Source organism: Streptomyces sp. MnatMP-M17 (assembly GCF_900091995.1).
Classification (GTDB): Bacteria; Actinomycetota; Actinomycetes; order Streptomycetales; family Streptomycetaceae; genus Streptomyces.
The window spans coordinates 1-14,341 of the sequence record NZ_FMDK01000225.1 but is presented as its reverse complement, the minus strand read 5'-3'; the positions used below and the strand labels follow the sequence as shown (position 1 = coordinate 14,341).

13 protein-coding genes and 1 pseudogene are annotated in these 14,341 nt (G+C 70.7%); 8 read left to right on the top strand and 6 right to left on the bottom strand.

Going from position 1 to position 14,341, the window contains the following annotated elements:
* Positions 1 to 41: 41 nt before the first annotated feature.
* Positions 42 to 1,169 carry a sensor histidine kinase gene (locus GA0115259_RS10960; RefSeq protein WP_093594418.1) on the top strand — a complete coding sequence of 376 codons (1,128 nt, stop codon included), beginning with the start codon at positions 42 to 44 and terminating at the stop codon, positions 1,167 to 1,169.
* Positions 1,170 to 1,192: 23 nt separating this feature from the next.
* Positions 1,193 to 1,858: a response regulator transcription factor gene (locus GA0115259_RS10955; RefSeq protein WP_093594415.1), complete on the top strand. Its 666-nt coding sequence runs from the start codon at positions 1,193 to 1,195 to the stop codon at positions 1,856 to 1,858.
* A gap of 167 nt (positions 1,859 to 2,025) precedes the next feature.
* On the opposite strand, the gene GA0115259_RS10950 is transcribed toward GA0115259_RS10955, so the two are convergent.
* On the bottom strand, positions 2,026 to 2,373 hold the full coding sequence (locus GA0115259_RS10950) for an SCO4225 family membrane protein (RefSeq protein ID WP_093594409.1): 348 nt from the start codon (positions 2,371 to 2,373) through the stop codon (positions 2,026 to 2,028).
* Positions 2,374 to 2,491: 118 nt separating this feature from the next.
* The gene (locus GA0115259_RS10945) at positions 2,492 to 3,757 is read right to left on the bottom strand and encodes an MFS transporter (protein WP_093594406.1); all 1,266 of its coding nucleotides are present in this window, start codon (positions 3,755 to 3,757) and stop codon (positions 2,492 to 2,494) included.
* Positions 3,758 to 3,891: 134 nt separating this feature from the next.
* Between GA0115259_RS10945 and GA0115259_RS10940 the strand changes: the two genes are divergently transcribed.
* The 4 genes from GA0115259_RS10940 to GA0115259_RS10925 all read left to right on the top strand — a co-directional run bounded on the left by GA0115259_RS10940 (position 3,892) and on the right by GA0115259_RS10925 (position 9,214).
* On the top strand, positions 3,892 to 5,118 hold the full coding sequence (locus GA0115259_RS10940) for an ROK family protein (protein ID WP_093594403.1): 1,227 nt from the start codon (positions 3,892 to 3,894) through the stop codon (positions 5,116 to 5,118).
* A 342-nt stretch (positions 5,119 to 5,460) separates the two neighbouring features.
* The gene (locus GA0115259_RS10935) at positions 5,461 to 5,766 is read left to right on the top strand and encodes an SHOCT domain-containing protein (protein WP_093594400.1); all 306 of its coding nucleotides are present in this window, start codon (positions 5,461 to 5,463) and stop codon (positions 5,764 to 5,766) included.
* The gene (locus tag GA0115259_RS10930; RefSeq protein WP_093594397.1) at positions 5,763 to 6,647 is read left to right on the top strand and encodes an ABC transporter ATP-binding protein; all 885 of its coding nucleotides are present in this window, start codon (positions 5,763 to 5,765) and stop codon (positions 6,645 to 6,647) included. Before GA0115259_RS10935 ends, GA0115259_RS10930 begins: the two co-directional genes overlap by 4 nt.
* Positions 6,644 to 9,214 carry an ABC transporter permease gene (locus GA0115259_RS10925; RefSeq protein WP_093594394.1) on the top strand — a complete coding sequence of 857 codons (2,571 nt, stop codon included), beginning with the start codon at positions 6,644 to 6,646 and terminating at the stop codon, positions 9,212 to 9,214. Before GA0115259_RS10930 ends, GA0115259_RS10925 begins: the two co-directional genes overlap by 4 nt.
* A 32-nt stretch (positions 9,215 to 9,246) precedes the next feature.
* On the opposite strand, the gene GA0115259_RS10920 is transcribed toward GA0115259_RS10925, so the two are convergent.
* On the bottom strand, positions 9,247 to 9,771 hold the full coding sequence (locus GA0115259_RS10920; protein ID WP_176732501.1) for an ATP-binding protein: 525 nt from the start codon (positions 9,769 to 9,771) through the stop codon (positions 9,247 to 9,249).
* 267 nt (positions 9,772 to 10,038) lie between these two features.
* Positions 10,039 to 10,356 carry a hypothetical protein gene (locus GA0115259_RS10915; protein ID WP_093594388.1) on the bottom strand — a complete coding sequence of 106 codons (318 nt, stop codon included), beginning with the start codon at positions 10,354 to 10,356 and terminating at the stop codon, positions 10,039 to 10,041.
* Positions 10,357 to 10,534: 178 nt separating this feature from the next.
* On the opposite strand from GA0115259_RS10915, the gene GA0115259_RS10910 reads away from it, so the two are divergent.
* A complete protein-coding gene (locus GA0115259_RS10910) occupies positions 10,535 to 11,770 on the top strand; it encodes a PLP-dependent cysteine synthase family protein (RefSeq protein WP_237539907.1) in 1,236 nt (411 codons plus the stop codon).
* A 13-nt stretch (positions 11,771 to 11,783) separates the two neighbouring features.
* On the opposite strand, the gene GA0115259_RS10905 is transcribed toward GA0115259_RS10910, so the two are convergent.
* Positions 11,784 to 12,251, bottom strand: coding sequence for an SRPBCC family protein (locus GA0115259_RS10905; RefSeq protein ID WP_093594385.1), 468 nt, complete (start codon positions 12,249 to 12,251; stop codon positions 11,784 to 11,786).
* Positions 12,252 to 12,383: 132 nt separating this feature from the next.
* Positions 12,384 to 13,232 (bottom strand): DeoR/GlpR family DNA-binding transcription regulator, encoded by an 849-nt coding sequence (locus GA0115259_RS10900; protein WP_093594382.1) that lies wholly within the window; start codon positions 13,230 to 13,232, stop codon positions 12,384 to 12,386.
* Between the two features lie 332 nt (positions 13,233 to 13,564).
* Here GA0115259_RS10900 and GA0115259_RS10895 point away from each other — a divergent pair.
* A pseudogene (locus GA0115259_RS10895) lies at positions 13,565 to 14,341 on the top strand (hypothetical protein); the annotation flags it as partial.

Here is a 14,341-nt window from a genome sequence, read left to right as displayed (position 1 = left end):
GCTCCGGCTTCCGGTTCGGCGGCGGGCGGCCGAGCCGTCGGCTGCCTTGGCCCTCGACTCTGCTCCTGGCCGTCTTCGTATCCGTCGGAACCACCTTCGCCGGAGCCAATCAGCACGGCGATCGCCTCCCTCTCGACATCTACGCCCGGCTGCTGCTGCTCGCGGGACCCGTCCTGCTGCTCTTCCGCCGCCGCCACCCCGTCGTCTCCGTCTTCGGCGTCTCGGCGAGCGCCCTGATCTACTTCGCCGCCGGCTACCCGTACGGACCGATCTTCCTCACCGTGGGCGTGGCCACTTTCGCCGCGATCGTCGCGGGCCACCGACGGGCGGCATGGTGGGCCGTCGGACTGCTCTGGGCCGGCCATGTGCTCATCACACACTGGCTCTATCGCTGGCTGCCTCCGGCGCATGACCACGCGGCGCCCTGGGGACAGGAACTCGTCATCGCGGCCTTCGTGTTCGCCCTCTGCGCGGCCTCCGACGTCGTCCGGGTCCGCAGGGAGCAGTGGGCCAGGGAGGGCGCCGAGCGCCGGGCGGCCGAGAAGCGCAGACAGAACGAGGAACGGCTGCGGATCGCCCGTGAGCTGCATGACGTACTCGCCCACTCCATCTCCGTCATCAATGTCCAGGCGGGCGTCGGGCTCGCCCTGCTCGACTCCGATCCGGAACAGGCCCGTACGGCGCTCACCACCATCAAGGCGGCGAGCAAGGAGGCGCTCGGCGAGGTACGGCAGGTCCTCGACACGCTCAGAACGCCCGGCGACGCTCCGCGCGCGCCCGCACCGGGCCTCGACCGGCTGCCCGAACTCGTGGAACAGGCTGCCGGCGCCGGGCTCACCGTCGAGATCCTGCGGGACGGACGCCCGGTCGCGCTGCCGCCCGGCACCGATCTGGCCGCCTTCCGGATCATCCAGGAGGCGCTGACCAATGTGGTGCGCCACTCCGGCTCCCGTACGGCACAGGTCCGGCTCGGATACGCGCCCGGACTGCTCGAACTCCGTATAGACGACGCGGGACCCGCGACCGGCACAGACGCGGGCGGCGGCGGCAACGGTCTCGTCGGAATGAGCGAGCGCGCCGCCGCGCTCGGTGGCACGATCGAGGCGGGGCCACGGCCCGACGGCGGTTTCCGTGTCCGGGCGACGATTCCGGTGAGGGCCGAGGAGTGACTCTTGAGGACCAGGAAGTGACCGTGATCCGTGTGCTGCTCGCCGACGACCAGTCGCTGGTACGGGCGGGCTTCCGCGCGCTGCTTGACGCCCAGCCGGACATCGAGGTCGCCGGTGAGGCGGCCGACGGCGGGGAGGCGGTGCGCCGGGTACGTGAACTCCGGCCCGATGTGGTGCTGATGGACATCCGGATGCCCCTGCTGGACGGTCTGGCCGCCACGCGCCGGATCACCGAGGACGGAGGGCTCGACCAGGTGAAGGTGGTCATGCTCACCACCTTCGAACTCGACGAGTATGTCTTCGAGGCGATCCGCTCCGGTGCTTCCGGCTTTCTGGTCAAGGACACCGAGCCGGATGAACTGCTGCGCGCGGTACGGGCGGTGGTGGCGGGCGACGCGCTGCTGTCGCCGGGGGTGACGCGCCGGCTCATCGCCGAGTTCGCGTCCCGCTCCAAGGTCCCGGCGGACTTCGCGGGGCTGGGTGAACTGACCGAGCGTGAGCGGGAGGTGATGGCACTGGTCGGTATCGGTCTCTCCAACGAGGAGATCGCCCGCCGGCTGGTCGTCAGCCCGCTCACGGCCAAGACGCATGTCAGCAGGACGATGGTGAAACTGGGCGCCAGGGACCGGGCCCAACTCGTCGTTCTGGCCTATGAGTCGGGACTCGTACGACCGGGCTGGCTCGGCTGAGCGGGCGGGCTGATCTGCGTTGACGGTCCGGGTTCGGCGGACGGCCGCCGAGGGAGGGCGAAGCCGATTCCGATCGTGACGGCATCCCGTTCGGCAGTGCTCCGTGACCCCATGAACCGAGTCTGGCGCCGCCACGGAGGGATGGGAAGACGCCCCGCGCGGGCCCGTCAGGCCTCGCGCGGGTGCGAGGGCCGCCGCGGGTCACGCAGCAGCCGTACGAAACCGCCCAGCGCCGCCGCCTGGATCAGCACCGAGAGCACCAGTGCGGGATAGACGAACGCGGCGGAGTCGGCGAACGTACCACCGACCAGCTCACCGCCTATGAAGAAGACGAAGACGGTCGGCGCCGCGAGGAAGAACAGCCACACTCCGGCGAACGACGCGTCCGGGTGCGCCACGAAGAGGGTGTCGACCGCGACGAAGACGGCCGTCGCCGCGACCAGACCGAGATAGACCTGGGACACGCGGTTCCCGAATGTCAGCCGCGCGAGTGTGGTCAGCAGTCCAGAAGCCATGATCTTCTCCCCTGAGGTGTGGTACTTCCAGGGTGCGCCGGATCGAACGGCCTTGCCTGAGTACACCTACTCAGGCTGCGTATGTAGCCTGCCCACGCATACCGGAGCTACTCGCGACTCACGGCTGCTGAGGTGCGGGCTCCGCCGACACATGGCGCGCCGCGTGGGCGATGACCGCGGCTGCCGCCGCCAGCAGCGCGACGGTGGTCAGGGCGAGCGGCAGCGAGAACCAGTCGGCCAGAAAGCCGATCGCGGGCGGGCCCAGCAGCATCCCGCCGTACCCCAGCGTCGACGCGGTGGCGACACCGCCGGGTCCGGCCAGCGCGCCCGCGCGGCCGACGGCCACCGGGAAGATATTGGCGAGACCGAGACCGGCCACGGCGAAGCCCGTCAGCGCTGCCCAGGCGGTCGGCGCGAGAGCGCCGAGCAGCATTCCGAGCGCGGCGGTGAGGCCACCGAGGACCAGGGCGCGGTTCTGGCCGAGCCGTTCCAGCAGGACCGTGCCGGAGAGCCGGCCCGCCGTCATGGCGAGGGCGAAGAGGGAGTAGCCGGCGGCGGCCAGGCCGGGAGAGGCGTCGAGGTCCTCGGTGAGATGGAGCGCGCTCCAGTCGGCCATCGCGCCTTCGCCGTACGCCGTGCACAGGGCGATCACTCCGAAAAGCAGAACCACCCGCCGCGTGCCGCGCCCACGCCCACGCGGCGTGTGCGCCGCGCCCGCCTCGGCTCCGGGCCCGGACACCGCTACAGGCACAGGCAAAGGCACGGGTGCACGCCGCCGCAGCAGCACAGGCCCGGTCACCGCGGTCACCAGCAGTCCGACACCGGTCAGGAGCAGAAGATGGACGGTGGGGGAGAGACCGCCCGCGACCAGCCCGCCCAGCCCTGCCCCCACCATGCCGCCGAGGCTGAACGCCGCGTGGAAGCTGGAGATCACCGGCCGCCGCAGGGCCGCGACAAGATCGACGGCCGCGCTGTTCATGGAGACGTTCAAGGAACCGTAGGCCGCGCCGAAGACCAGCAGCACCAGACCGAGCGCCGGCGCCGAGTGCGCCTGCGGCGGCAGCACGATGCTGAGCGAGAGCAGCACCGCCGACACCACCGTCACCGGATGGCTCCCGAACCGCTGGCACAGCCGCCCGGTGAACACCATCGTCACCACGGCGCCCGCCGATACGCCCAGCAGGGCCAGCCCGAGATCGCTCTCTGAAGCCCCGGTCTGATCCTTGATGGCAGGGATACGGACCACCCAGCCGGCGAACATGAAGCCGTCGAGCGCGAAGAAAACGGTCAGTGCGGTACGGAGCCGGGACAACGAGGACCGAGCCGCGAGGTCCGCGTCATCGCCCCCCGAGACGGCCGTCCCTACTTTGTTTAGATGCGGCACAAAATGAGAATAGGTGCGAGGAACCATCCGTACAAGTCGCGCGGAGGCACCGAGCAGGGTTCTGAGGCCCGGTGTCCGTGCAAGGTGGGGCCGAGGAGGTCGTTGTGCCTTCGGATCATGGGAGACTCGCCTCCATGGACGGCAAGGTGACCACTACCCAGACAAGGCGGACAAGGCTGGAGAGAGGCCGCGGCGCGCTCGGCCCTGCACTGGAACTGGTTCATACGGGTCGTGCGCCCACCCGGGCCGTGCTCACCGCGGAGCTGGGTGTCACCCGGGCCACGGCCGGAGCTGTCGCCGCGGAGCTGGAGGCCCTCGGGCTGATCCAGGTGGACTCGCGGCCCGGTGCCGCCGCGGGCTCGCAAGGGCGGCCCTCGCACCGGCTGTCGGTCGACGACAACGGTCCCGTCGCCCTGGCCGCCCAGGTGCATGTCGACGGTTTCCGGGTCGCGCTGGTCGGGCTCGGCGGCCGTATCGTCGCCACCGCTCCCCGCAGCGGTACGGTCTCGGCCGATCCGGCCCAGGTGCTCGGCGAGGCCGTGGAGGCCGGGGCCGCGCTGCTGCGCTCCACCGGACGGCGCTGTGTGGGCGCGGGCCTCGCCGTGCCCTCGGCCGTCGCCGAGCCCGGAGGCACCGCCCTCAATCCGCTGCACATCGCCTGGTCGGCCGGTGCCCCGGTCCGTGACGTCTTCGCCGAGCGGATACGCGCGGCCGGTATCGAGGGCCCCGCCTTCACCGGGAACGACGTCAACCTCTCCGCCCTCGCCGAACACCGGCACGGCGCGGGCCGCGGTGCCCAGCATCTGCTCTGTGTCGCCACCGGACATCGCGGTGTCGGTGGCGCGCTCGTCCTCGACGGCCGCCTGCACACCGGCAGTTCGGGCCTCGCCCTCGAAGTCGGCCATCTCACGGTCAATCCGGAGGGCCGGCCCTGCTACTGCGGCAGCAAGGGCTGTCTCGACGTCGAGGCCGATCCGCTCGCCTTCCTCACCGCCGCCGGCCGCGCGCCGGGCCCCGAGGTCTCGCTGCTCCAGCAGTCGCGGGATCTGCTCCGTACGGAGTACGCCGACCCGGCCGTACGCCGGGCCACCGAGGAGCTGATCGACCGGCTGGGACTGGGGCTCGCCGGGCTGGTCAATATCCTCAACCCGGACCGGATCATCCTCGGCGGACTCCACCGCGAACTGCTCGACGCGGACCCGGAGCGGCTGCATGCCGTCGTGGCCGACCGCAGTCTGTGGGGCCGCGGCGGTGGCGTACCGATTCTGCCCTGCACGCTCGACCACAACAGCCTGGTGGGCGCGGCCGAGGTGGCATGGCAGCCGGTGCTGGACGATCCGCTGGGCGCCCTCACGCGCTGACGGCCCTCACGTACTGAAGGCCCTCATGTACTGACGGCCCTCATGTACTGACGGCCCTGACGCGCTGGGCGCGCTCACGCGGTGGACGTGCGCACTCGCCGAGTTCCGTTCGCCGCGGCTGTGACAGATGCAGGACCTGATAGCGGTCGTCCATCTCGCGCGGTGTGTCGTGCTCCCGCGGGCCGGTGGAGCGCGGCAGGGAGCAGTGCGCGGACCCGCGGCTACTCCCGGAGTGGTACGCGCACGGCCGCTGGCCGTACGACGACTCGGGCCGCTCCCGACGCGAGGCTCGGAGGCGACAAGGAAAGACGGCGAGACCTTTTCCCGAGGAGCTGAACCGAGATGAACACTCTGGCCTTCCACGGCGGGCCCGGCCCGTGGATTCTGCTGTTCCCACTGTTCTGGGCGGCGGTTGTATTCGGTGCCCTCACGCTCCTGCGCCGCACCATATGGCGCCGTGGCAGGAGCAATGGCGGCGGATTCCGTGGCCCTTGGCAGGCCGCGGGCATTCCGTACGACCACCAGTCGCCCATAGCGATGCTCGGCCGCCGGTTCGCGGCCGGTGAGATCGACGAGGACGAGTACTGGCGCCGACTGTCCGTGCTGGACGAGCAGTTCGGCCGTACGGGCAAGGCGGGTACGGCATGAGCACCGCCACGGTGACCGGCACCGCGGCCCGTGTCGTCGGCGCCGTGAAGATCTACGGCAAGGGCGATACGGAGGTGCGGGCCCTGGACGGAGTGAGCGTCGACTTCGCGGCGGGCGGCTTCACCGCGATCATGGGGCCCTCCGGCTCCGGGAAGTCCACCCTGATGCACTGCGCGGCCGGACTCGACACCCTCACTTCGGGCTCCGCCTTCATCGGCGGTACGGATCTGAGCACTCTCGACGACCGAGGGCTCACGCTGCTGCGCCGCGAGCGGATCGGCTTTGTTTTCCAGGCCTTCAATCTCATTCCGACTCTCACGGTCGCCGAGAACATCACTCTCCCGATGGACCTCGCGGGCAGACCGCACGACGACGAGCTGCTGGACGACCTCATCGACGCCGTCGGACTGCGCGACCGGCTGCACCACCGGCCCGGTGAGCTGTCCGGCGGACAGCAGCAACGCGTCGCCGTGGCCCGCGCGTTCGCGGCCGGCCCCGATGTCGTCTTCGCCGACGAACCGACCGGCAATCTCGACTCCCGCGCGGGGGAGGAGGTGCTGCGGCTGCTGGGCCGTACGGTACGCAGGACGGGCCGTACGGTCGTCATGGTCACCCATGACCCGGTCGCCGCGGCCCATGCCGACGAGGTGGTCTTCCTCGCGGACGGCCGACTGATGGACCGGATGCGGAACCCGACCGCCGACCGAGTGCTCGACCGGCTGAAGGCGTTCGACGGCAGGAACACGGCAGACATGAGCCCGGCGGTCATGGGCCCGGCACACACAGCCCTCGCGCACGTAGCCCCGGCCCACACGGACCGAGCAGACACAGAGGCCGCCAACGCCAAGCGCTCCACCACCCGCAAAGGGCCGACCACATGAGCGGGACCCGCGCCTCACTTCGTATCAGCCGTAACTCGCTCCGTGCCCACAAGCGGCGCTTCGCGGGCACCTTCACCGCCGTCCTGCTCGGTGTCGCCTTTCTGACCGGCACTCTCGTCATGGGAGACACGCTGCGCGGCAGCTTCGGCACCATGTTCGGCGAGGCCGCGGGCGGCACCGACGCCGTCGTCCGCAGCTCCAATGTGGTCACCGTCCCGGGCGAGGGCCAGGGCAGCAGAGAGCCGGTGGACACCGCGCTGATCGCCCGTATCGGGCGGACCCCCGAGGTCGCCGCCGTCGCGCCCAGGATCGAGGGCGCCGGTCAGCTCGTCGGCGCGAACGGCGAGCCCATCGGCGGCCAGGGCCCGCCCACCGTCGCCGGCAACTGGATCGACGACCAGGAACTCAATCCGTACCGCCTCGCCGAAGGGCGCGTGCCCGCCAGGACCGGCGAGGTCGTCGTCAACCGCGGCGCCGCCGAGGCCGGCGGACTGAGGATCGGCGACAGGACCGTACTGCGCACTCCGGATCCGGTCGAGGTGACCGTCGTCGGTCTGGCCACCTTCGCCGGCGAGGACGGCATGGCCCAGGTCACCTACACCGGTATGACGCGGGCCGACGCCGAGAAGTACCTCACTCCCGAGCCGGGCAGGGCCGCGAGCATCCAGGTGCGCGCGGGACCCGGCGTCACCCAGCGGGAACTGGTCGACGCGCTTACTTCCGTCCTGCCGCCCGGCGTCGAAGCCATCACGGGACAGGAGTCCGCCGACGAGAACCAGGACATGATCTCCGGTCAGTTCCTCGGTCTCTTCACCACATTGCTCCTGGTCTTCTCCGGCATCGTGCTGCTCGTCGCCACCTTCTCCATCCACAACACCTTCGCCATCGTCGTCGCCCAGCGCATCCGTGAGAGCGCCCTGCTGCGCGCGCTCGGCGCCTCGCGCGGCCAGATCGTCGGTTCGACGCTCGCCGAGGCGGCCGTCGTCGCGCTGGCCGCGTCCGCCGCCGGACTGCTCGCCGGCCTGGGGATCGCGGCGGGCCTTCAGGCGCTGTTCCCAGCCATCGGATTCCCGTTCCCCGACGGCCCTCTGGTGATCGGCGCGCTCTCCATGCTGCTGCCTCTCGCCGTCGGTGTCGTCGTCTGTCTGGGATCCGCGCTGCTTCCCGCCGTACGGGCCGGGCGCACCGCTCCGCTGGCCGCGCTGCGCGAGACCGCGGTGGACCATTCGGGTGGCTCCCGGACGCGCGCGTTCACCGGAACGGCTCTGGGCGCGGTGAGTGCGGGTGCCATCCTGACCGGAGTCCTCGCCACGCCGTCACTGCTGCTCGCCGGCACGGGCGCGGTGCTGGCCCTGGTCTCGTTCGTGGTGCTCGGCCCGGTGGCGTCCTCGTACGCGGTACGGATCCTGGGCGGGCCGCTGGACCGGCTCCGAGGTATGTCGGGCGGGCTGGCCAGGCGCAACGCGCTGCGCAGCCCCAAGCGCACGGCCGCGACCGCCACCGCGCTGATGATCGGTGTCGCCGTCGTCTCGCTGTTCACGGTCTTCGGCGCCTCGCTGAAGGCCACCATGGACCGCACGGTGGACCGTTCCTTCGCCGGGGATCTCGCGGTGAGCGCGCCCGCCTTCGGCGGCGGAGGCAGCGGGCTGAGCCCCCGGCTGGCCCCGGCCCTCGCGAAACTGCCCGAGGTGGCCGTCGCCGTCGGTCTCGGCAGAGGAGTGGCCGAGGTCGACGGGCAGGGGCGTGCGCTGACCGTCACCGATCCGGTCGCGCTCGCCGAGGGCTTCGATCTGGGCTCCGTGCAGGGCTCGCTCACCGGTCTCGGTACGGACGGGATCGCCGTCTCGGACACCGAGGCGGACAAGCGTGGCCTGCGGCTCGGCGGCAGCGCCGAACTCGCCTTCACCGACGGGAAGAAGGAGACCGTCACCGTCCGTGCCGTCTACGGGCGGTCGGAACTGGCGGGCGACTATGTCATCACCCGGGCCGCCTGGGCGCCGCACCGTGCGCAGGACTCCGACACCCTGGTCTCCGTCACCTTCCGGGACGGCGTGTCCGCCGCCGCCGGCACGGCGGCGGTCGAGAAGGCGGCGGAGGCGTACGGAAACCCGGAGGTGCAGACGCGTGACGAGTACGCGCGTACCGCGGCGGGAGCCATCGACATGATGCTGACTCTCGTCTACGCGCTGCTCGCCCTCGCCGTGGTGATCGCCCTGCTCGGGATCGCCAACACCCTGACGCTCGCGGTCCACGAGCGGACCAGGGAACTCGGTCTGCTCCGGGCCGTCGGCCAGACCAGGGCCCAGCTCCGGGCTATGGTGCGCTGGGAATCGGTGCTGGTCGCCGCGTTCGGTACGGCTGGTGGACTGGCTCTGGGCGGGCTGCTCGGCTGGGTGATCGTCAAGGCGTCCGAGGGTGCCGGGGACACACCCTTCGCCTTCGCCGTACCGCCGGTTCACCTGGTACTGATCGCCGTGGTCGGGCTGACGGCCGGTGCGATCGCGGGCTGGCGGCCCGCGCGCAGGGCCGCGCGCCTGGACGTACTGCGCGCCATCGCCACGGAGTAGCCACGGTCACGCGGTCACCTCACCACGCGCGGTCAGCTCACCATGACCGACCGGACCGTGGCGGCCCTGTGCTCGCCGGCCAGAGTGCCGAACTCGAAGTCCGGGAAGGGACCGTCGGTCGTCGCTCCGTACACCGGACTCAGGGCCTGGGAGAGTGCGGCCGGCGGCGCGGGAAGCGTGAACCAGATGCTCTTGCCCGTATCGCCTCGGGCGCGCACGCCCCAGCTCTCGCTCACGGCCGCGATCAGTGCGAGACCGCGACCGCCTGTGTCGAAGGGATTGGCACGGTTGACCGTCGGTATCCGGGGGTCGTGGTCACTGACCGAGACCATGAGGCGTTCGAGCAGCAGCTCGATATCGACGGTGCACAGCTTGTCGGGCTGCGCGTGGCGGTGGACGTTGGTCAGCAGCTCGGTGACGCCGAGTGCCGCTTGGTCGATCAAAGGATCGAGATGCCAAGAACGCAATTGTGCGGAGATGATTCTGCGGACCTGACCGATCCGCGACGGCAGGGCCTGGAGCTCCACCGTGCAATGCCTGCGGGGCTGGCTGATCACGGCTGCGACTCCCCGAAATGAGGTCCGGAAGACGACGAAGGAACGGGTCCGGCAGCGCGCTCGCTGGCTCGCTGCTGTTCCCGGCCCGGCGGGGCTGGATCGCAGTGTTACCGCCGGTTCACCCTGAGTGATGTGAGACCAGAGTGAACCAGGGGACCCGGCTTCGCAACTCGCGGCGGATCAAAGGCTGATCGCGTCTTCCACGGCAGATCGGACGCTCTGCCGCGGGCCATGTGTGCGCGGCGGTTCAGGCGCTCCGCGGGCAGGTCATGTGTTCTTGTGGCTCGCCCGGCTGACGGCTTCCATGAACCGTACGGCCAGCGCCGACGCGTCGGGTCGGTGATCGCGCTGGCCCATGGTCAGCCGGTAGCGGATCCCGTTCACGGTGGCGACCGTGCTGCCACGGCCCGCGAACCAGGGCCTCGCCGCCCGTACGGCCCGCAGCGGCGCGCTGTCGATCACCCGGCCGTAGCTGGTCAGCAGGGCCAGTCTGCCGTCCTGGATGAGGACTTGGCCTGCCTTGGTGAGCGAACGCGGCCACCGTTCTATCCGTACCCCGCGCGCGTCGAACTCCGGCTCAGCCATGGTTCTCAGCCCCCTCCGTGCATACCCCGCACAGGCAGTCTGCCCAAGTATGCCCATGGACACCAGACCGCCTCGCGCACAGGGTCTCCAAGGCATCGCTATGGCTGCCCAAAGCGGACGTTTGCGCAGGTGGTAGGGGTACCTTCAAGAGAGGGACGAGGAGACGAGGACCACGGACATGACGCGACCGGACAGCACGGGAGAACGGGACAGTACGGGAGCGGCCGAGGCCACGACGACGGCGGGCGGTGGGACAGCGGCCGACGGTGGGACAGTGGCCGGAGTCTGGGCGGCGGGCGGCGGTGAGGCCAGGGCGACCGTCGACGTGGACCGCAGCGACGCCGAGTACCGCGCGTGGCTCAAGGAAGCCGTACGGAAGGTCCAGGCCGACGCCAACCGCTCCGCAGACACCCATCTGCTGCGCTTCCCGCTGCCCGAGCGGTGGGGCATCGATCTCTACCTCAAGGACGAGTCGACGCATCCGACCGGCAGCCTCAAGCACCGGCTCGCCCGCTCGCTCTTCCTCTACGGTCTGTGCAACGGCTGGATCCGTCCCGGCAAGCCGGTGATCGAGGCGTCCAGCGGCTCGACGGCGGTCTCCGAGGCGTACTTCGCCAAGCTGATCGGCGTGCCGTTCATCGCGGTCATGCCCCGTACCACCAGCGCTGAGAAGTGCCGGCTGATCGAATTCCACGGCGGGCGCTGCCACTTCGTCGACGACTCGCGGAAGCTGTACGAGGAGTCCGCGGACCTGGCCGCCAGGACCGGCGGCCACTACATGGACCAGTTCACCTACGCGGAGCGCGCGACGGACTGGCGCGGCAACAACAACATCGCCGAATCGATCTACCAGCAGCTCAAGTTGGAGCGCTATCCGGAGCCCGCCTGGATCGTCGCCACGGCCGGGACCGGCGGCACCTCGGCGACCATCGCGCGCTATGTGCACTACATGCAGTACGACACCCGGATCTGCGTTCCGGACCCGGAGAACTCGTGCTTCTTCGACGGGTGGACCCGTAACGATCCGCTGGCATGCAGCGAACACGGCTCCCGGATCGAGGGCATCGGCCGGCCCCGGATGGAACCGAGCTTTGTGCCGGGAGCCATCGACCGGATGATGAAGGTGCCGGACGCGGCGAGTGTCGCCGCCGTACGCGCGCTGGAACGGGCCATCGGACGGAAGGCAGGCGGCTCCACCGGTACGGGACTGTGGAGCGCGCTCAAGATCGTGGCGGAGATGGTCGCGGCGGGACGCCACGGCAGTGTGGTGACCTTGCTCTGTGATCCCGGCGACCGGTATCTCGACAAGTACTACTCGGACGCCTGGCTCGGCCGGCAGGGCCTGGACATCGCTCCGTACACGGTCACACTGGACCGCTTCCTGGCCGACGGCGTCTGGCCGGACAGCGCCTGACGCCCACAGGGCCTCAGGCCTTCGCGAGGCGCCGGTCGAGGGCGCGTACCGCCTGTCGGAAGGTGCGGCCCATGGCCGGGCGGGCCAGCCGTAGAACTGTGCGGTACACCGCTGTCCCGTCCGTGGCCACGGTCCACCGCACCCGGGTGCCATTGCCTGCCGGTGCCAGCCGCCATGCCTCCAACAGGGCGCGTACGCCGGGTGCGTCGGTCTCGTCGGTGCGATACGCGTAGAGCACATCGGGCTGGGCGGCCAGCACCGTCTCCCGGAAGCGGGCACCGCCCTTGAGCCGCACCGTACGGCCCTCCGGTGTGGGCGTGGCGGCGGTCACCGCGCTGAACCACTCGGGCCAGGACTCCGTTTCGATGGCGAGCGCCCGGTAGACCGCTTCCGGCGGCGCGCTCAGCAGGTCCGTGTACGCCAGACGTACGGGCGCGGACTCGGCGAAGTCCAGTTCCACGGAACGGAGTTGGCGGGCCATGGACAGCACATCCCTGGGCGGCGTCGAATGATGGGACCGGACATTTTAGTGCGTGGCACGGGACGAATGCCCTGGTCCGCCACACAGCAAACGGCTGACGGCACGGCCGCAGACGAGATACCGGGCGCGCGGTCAGGCATCCTGCGGCGGTATCAGGTCCTCGGGCCCGCCCGCCACCACAAGGCCCGGGAGCAGCTCGGCGAGCTCCTCGCGAGCCTCCTGCGGCAGCCCCGCGTCCGTCACCAACGTGTCCACCTGGTCCAGCGTCGCGAAGGAACTCAGGCCCACCGTGCCCCACTTGGTGTGATCGGCGATGGCCACCACCCGGCGCGCCGACCGCATGAACCGCCGGTTGGTCTCCGCCTCGCCGAGATTCGGTGTGGACAGCCCGGCCTCCACCGAGATGCCGTGCACGCCGAGGAACAGCACATCGAAGTGGAGCGAGCGGATCGCCTGGTCCGCCACCGGGCCGACCAGCGCGTCCGACGGTGTGCGCACCCCGCCGGTCAGCACCACGGTCGCCGCTCCGGGATGCCCGCCGCCCGCCATGCCCGCGCGCTGCGCCGCGTGGAACACCTCAGCGACCCGTATCGAGTTGGTCACCACCGTCAGATCCGGTACGTCCACGAGATGGTGGGCCAGCACATAGGTCGTGGTCCCCCCGGACAGCGCGATCGCGCTCCCGGGCACCACCATGGCCGCCGCCGCCCGCGCGATGTCCTCCTTGGCGGTCAGCTCCAGCGCCGACTTCGCCTCGAATCCCGGCTCGTGCGTGCTCGCCTCGACCACCGGCACCGCACCGCCGTGCACCTTCTCGATGACGCCTTGGCGGGCCAGCGCGTCCAGGTCCCGCCGCACCGTCATGTCGGAGACATTGAGCCTGCGCGTCAGCTCGTTCACCCGGACTCCGCCGCGCCGGCGCACCTCGTCCAGGATCAGGGCACGGCGCTGCTCCGCGAGAAGGTTCTGACTGTCACTCACCGCCGGGCCGTTCCTTTCCTGGTCCTCATCCAGATGGTCGCTGGAGTTTCACTGTGGTTCCGCTGTCGTCCGATGCCGTATGCCGTATGCCGTATGCCGTATCCCGCCGTCCCCGATGGCCGAGGATGTCCGATCGGTACGGGTCCCTCATCCTCGCACGCGGTTCGGACACTCGCGCCGGGGGTTGGCGGAGGCGGGCCTCGGGGAGATTCCGTGAGAGTCGCGCGGGCAACGGCCGGGATCCGCGATTGTGGTGCCTCTTGTCGCGCGGGCCGTGCCCGGTCCCGATCCACTCCGATCACCCCGAACCCTGTTCACTCCGAGAGCGAGCCATCGAAGTGCCCTCAGAAACTCCGGATCCGCAGAGCGGCGGAGCCGCGCTCGAACTGCTGGTCCACGGCGTCGGCGGGGCCACCCCGCAGAAGATGCTCGACGATCCGCGTACGGTCAGGATCACCGGTGACGAGACGGCCGCCGTCTACCGGCGCAGGGACGACGCGGAGGCGGAGCGGCATCCGGAGCGCCATGCCGGCAGGCCCGTCCCCGAGGCGTACTGCTGGTCCAACCTCACCTCGGGCAACGGCTCGCGCGCGCTGTGGCTCCTGCTGCTTCCCTTCATGGTGGTCAATCTCGCGCACTGGATGCGGCCCGCCACCAAGGGCCTGGCCAAGTCCCAGCGGCTGTACGGAGTCCTCGTAAGGCTGGTCGCCCTCACTCTCACCGTGCTGCTGACCGCCGCCGCCTGCGAGGTCGCGCTCGATCTGACGGCGTGGCAGTGCGCGGGCTCGGCGGACTGTGTCGCCGAGCGGTCCTGGCTCGGCTTCCTGTCGCCGGCGGGACACGGCTGGTGGTCGCAGCCCGGCCGTCGGCTCGCCCTCGCCTCGCTGGTGCCCACGGCGCTGGTGGGACTGCTCTGGTATCTGTCGAACCGGACATGGAGCGCGTACGAGGCCCAGCGCCCGCCCACCGACACACCGTCAGCGTCCGCCTCGGCCTCGGCCTCGGCCGATGATCCCACCACTGCCACTGCCACTGCCACTGCCACTGCAACTGCCACTGCCACCGCTGCGGCCGACGGGCGTCCCGCGCCCGGCGAGGGCCCGGTGAGG

Coding starts and splice junctions, on each gene's coding strand:
- GA0115259_RS10950 (WP_093594409.1), bottom strand. CDS start 2,373: ATGGCTTCTGGACTGCTGACCACACTCGCGCGGCTGACATTCGGGAAC.
- GA0115259_RS10940 (WP_093594403.1), top strand. CDS start 3,892: ATGGACGGCAAGGTGACCACTACCCAGACAAGGCGGACAAGGCTGGAG.
- GA0115259_RS10935 (WP_093594400.1), top strand. CDS start 5,461: ATGAACACTCTGGCCTTCCACGGCGGGCCCGGCCCGTGGATTCTGCTG.
- GA0115259_RS10930 (WP_093594397.1), top strand. CDS start 5,763: ATGAGCACCGCCACGGTGACCGGCACCGCGGCCCGTGTCGTCGGCGCC.
- GA0115259_RS10925 (WP_093594394.1), top strand. CDS start 6,644: ATGAGCGGGACCCGCGCCTCACTTCGTATCAGCCGTAACTCGCTCCGT.
- GA0115259_RS10915 (WP_093594388.1), bottom strand. CDS start 10,356: ATGGCTGAGCCGGAGTTCGACGCGCGCGGGGTACGGATAGAACGGTGG.
- GA0115259_RS10910 (WP_237539907.1), top strand. CDS start 10,535: ATGACGCGACCGGACAGCACGGGAGAACGGGACAGTACGGGAGCGGCC.
- GA0115259_RS10905 (WP_093594385.1), bottom strand. CDS start 12,251: ATGGCCCGCCAACTCCGTTCCGTGGAACTGGACTTCGCCGAGTCCGCG.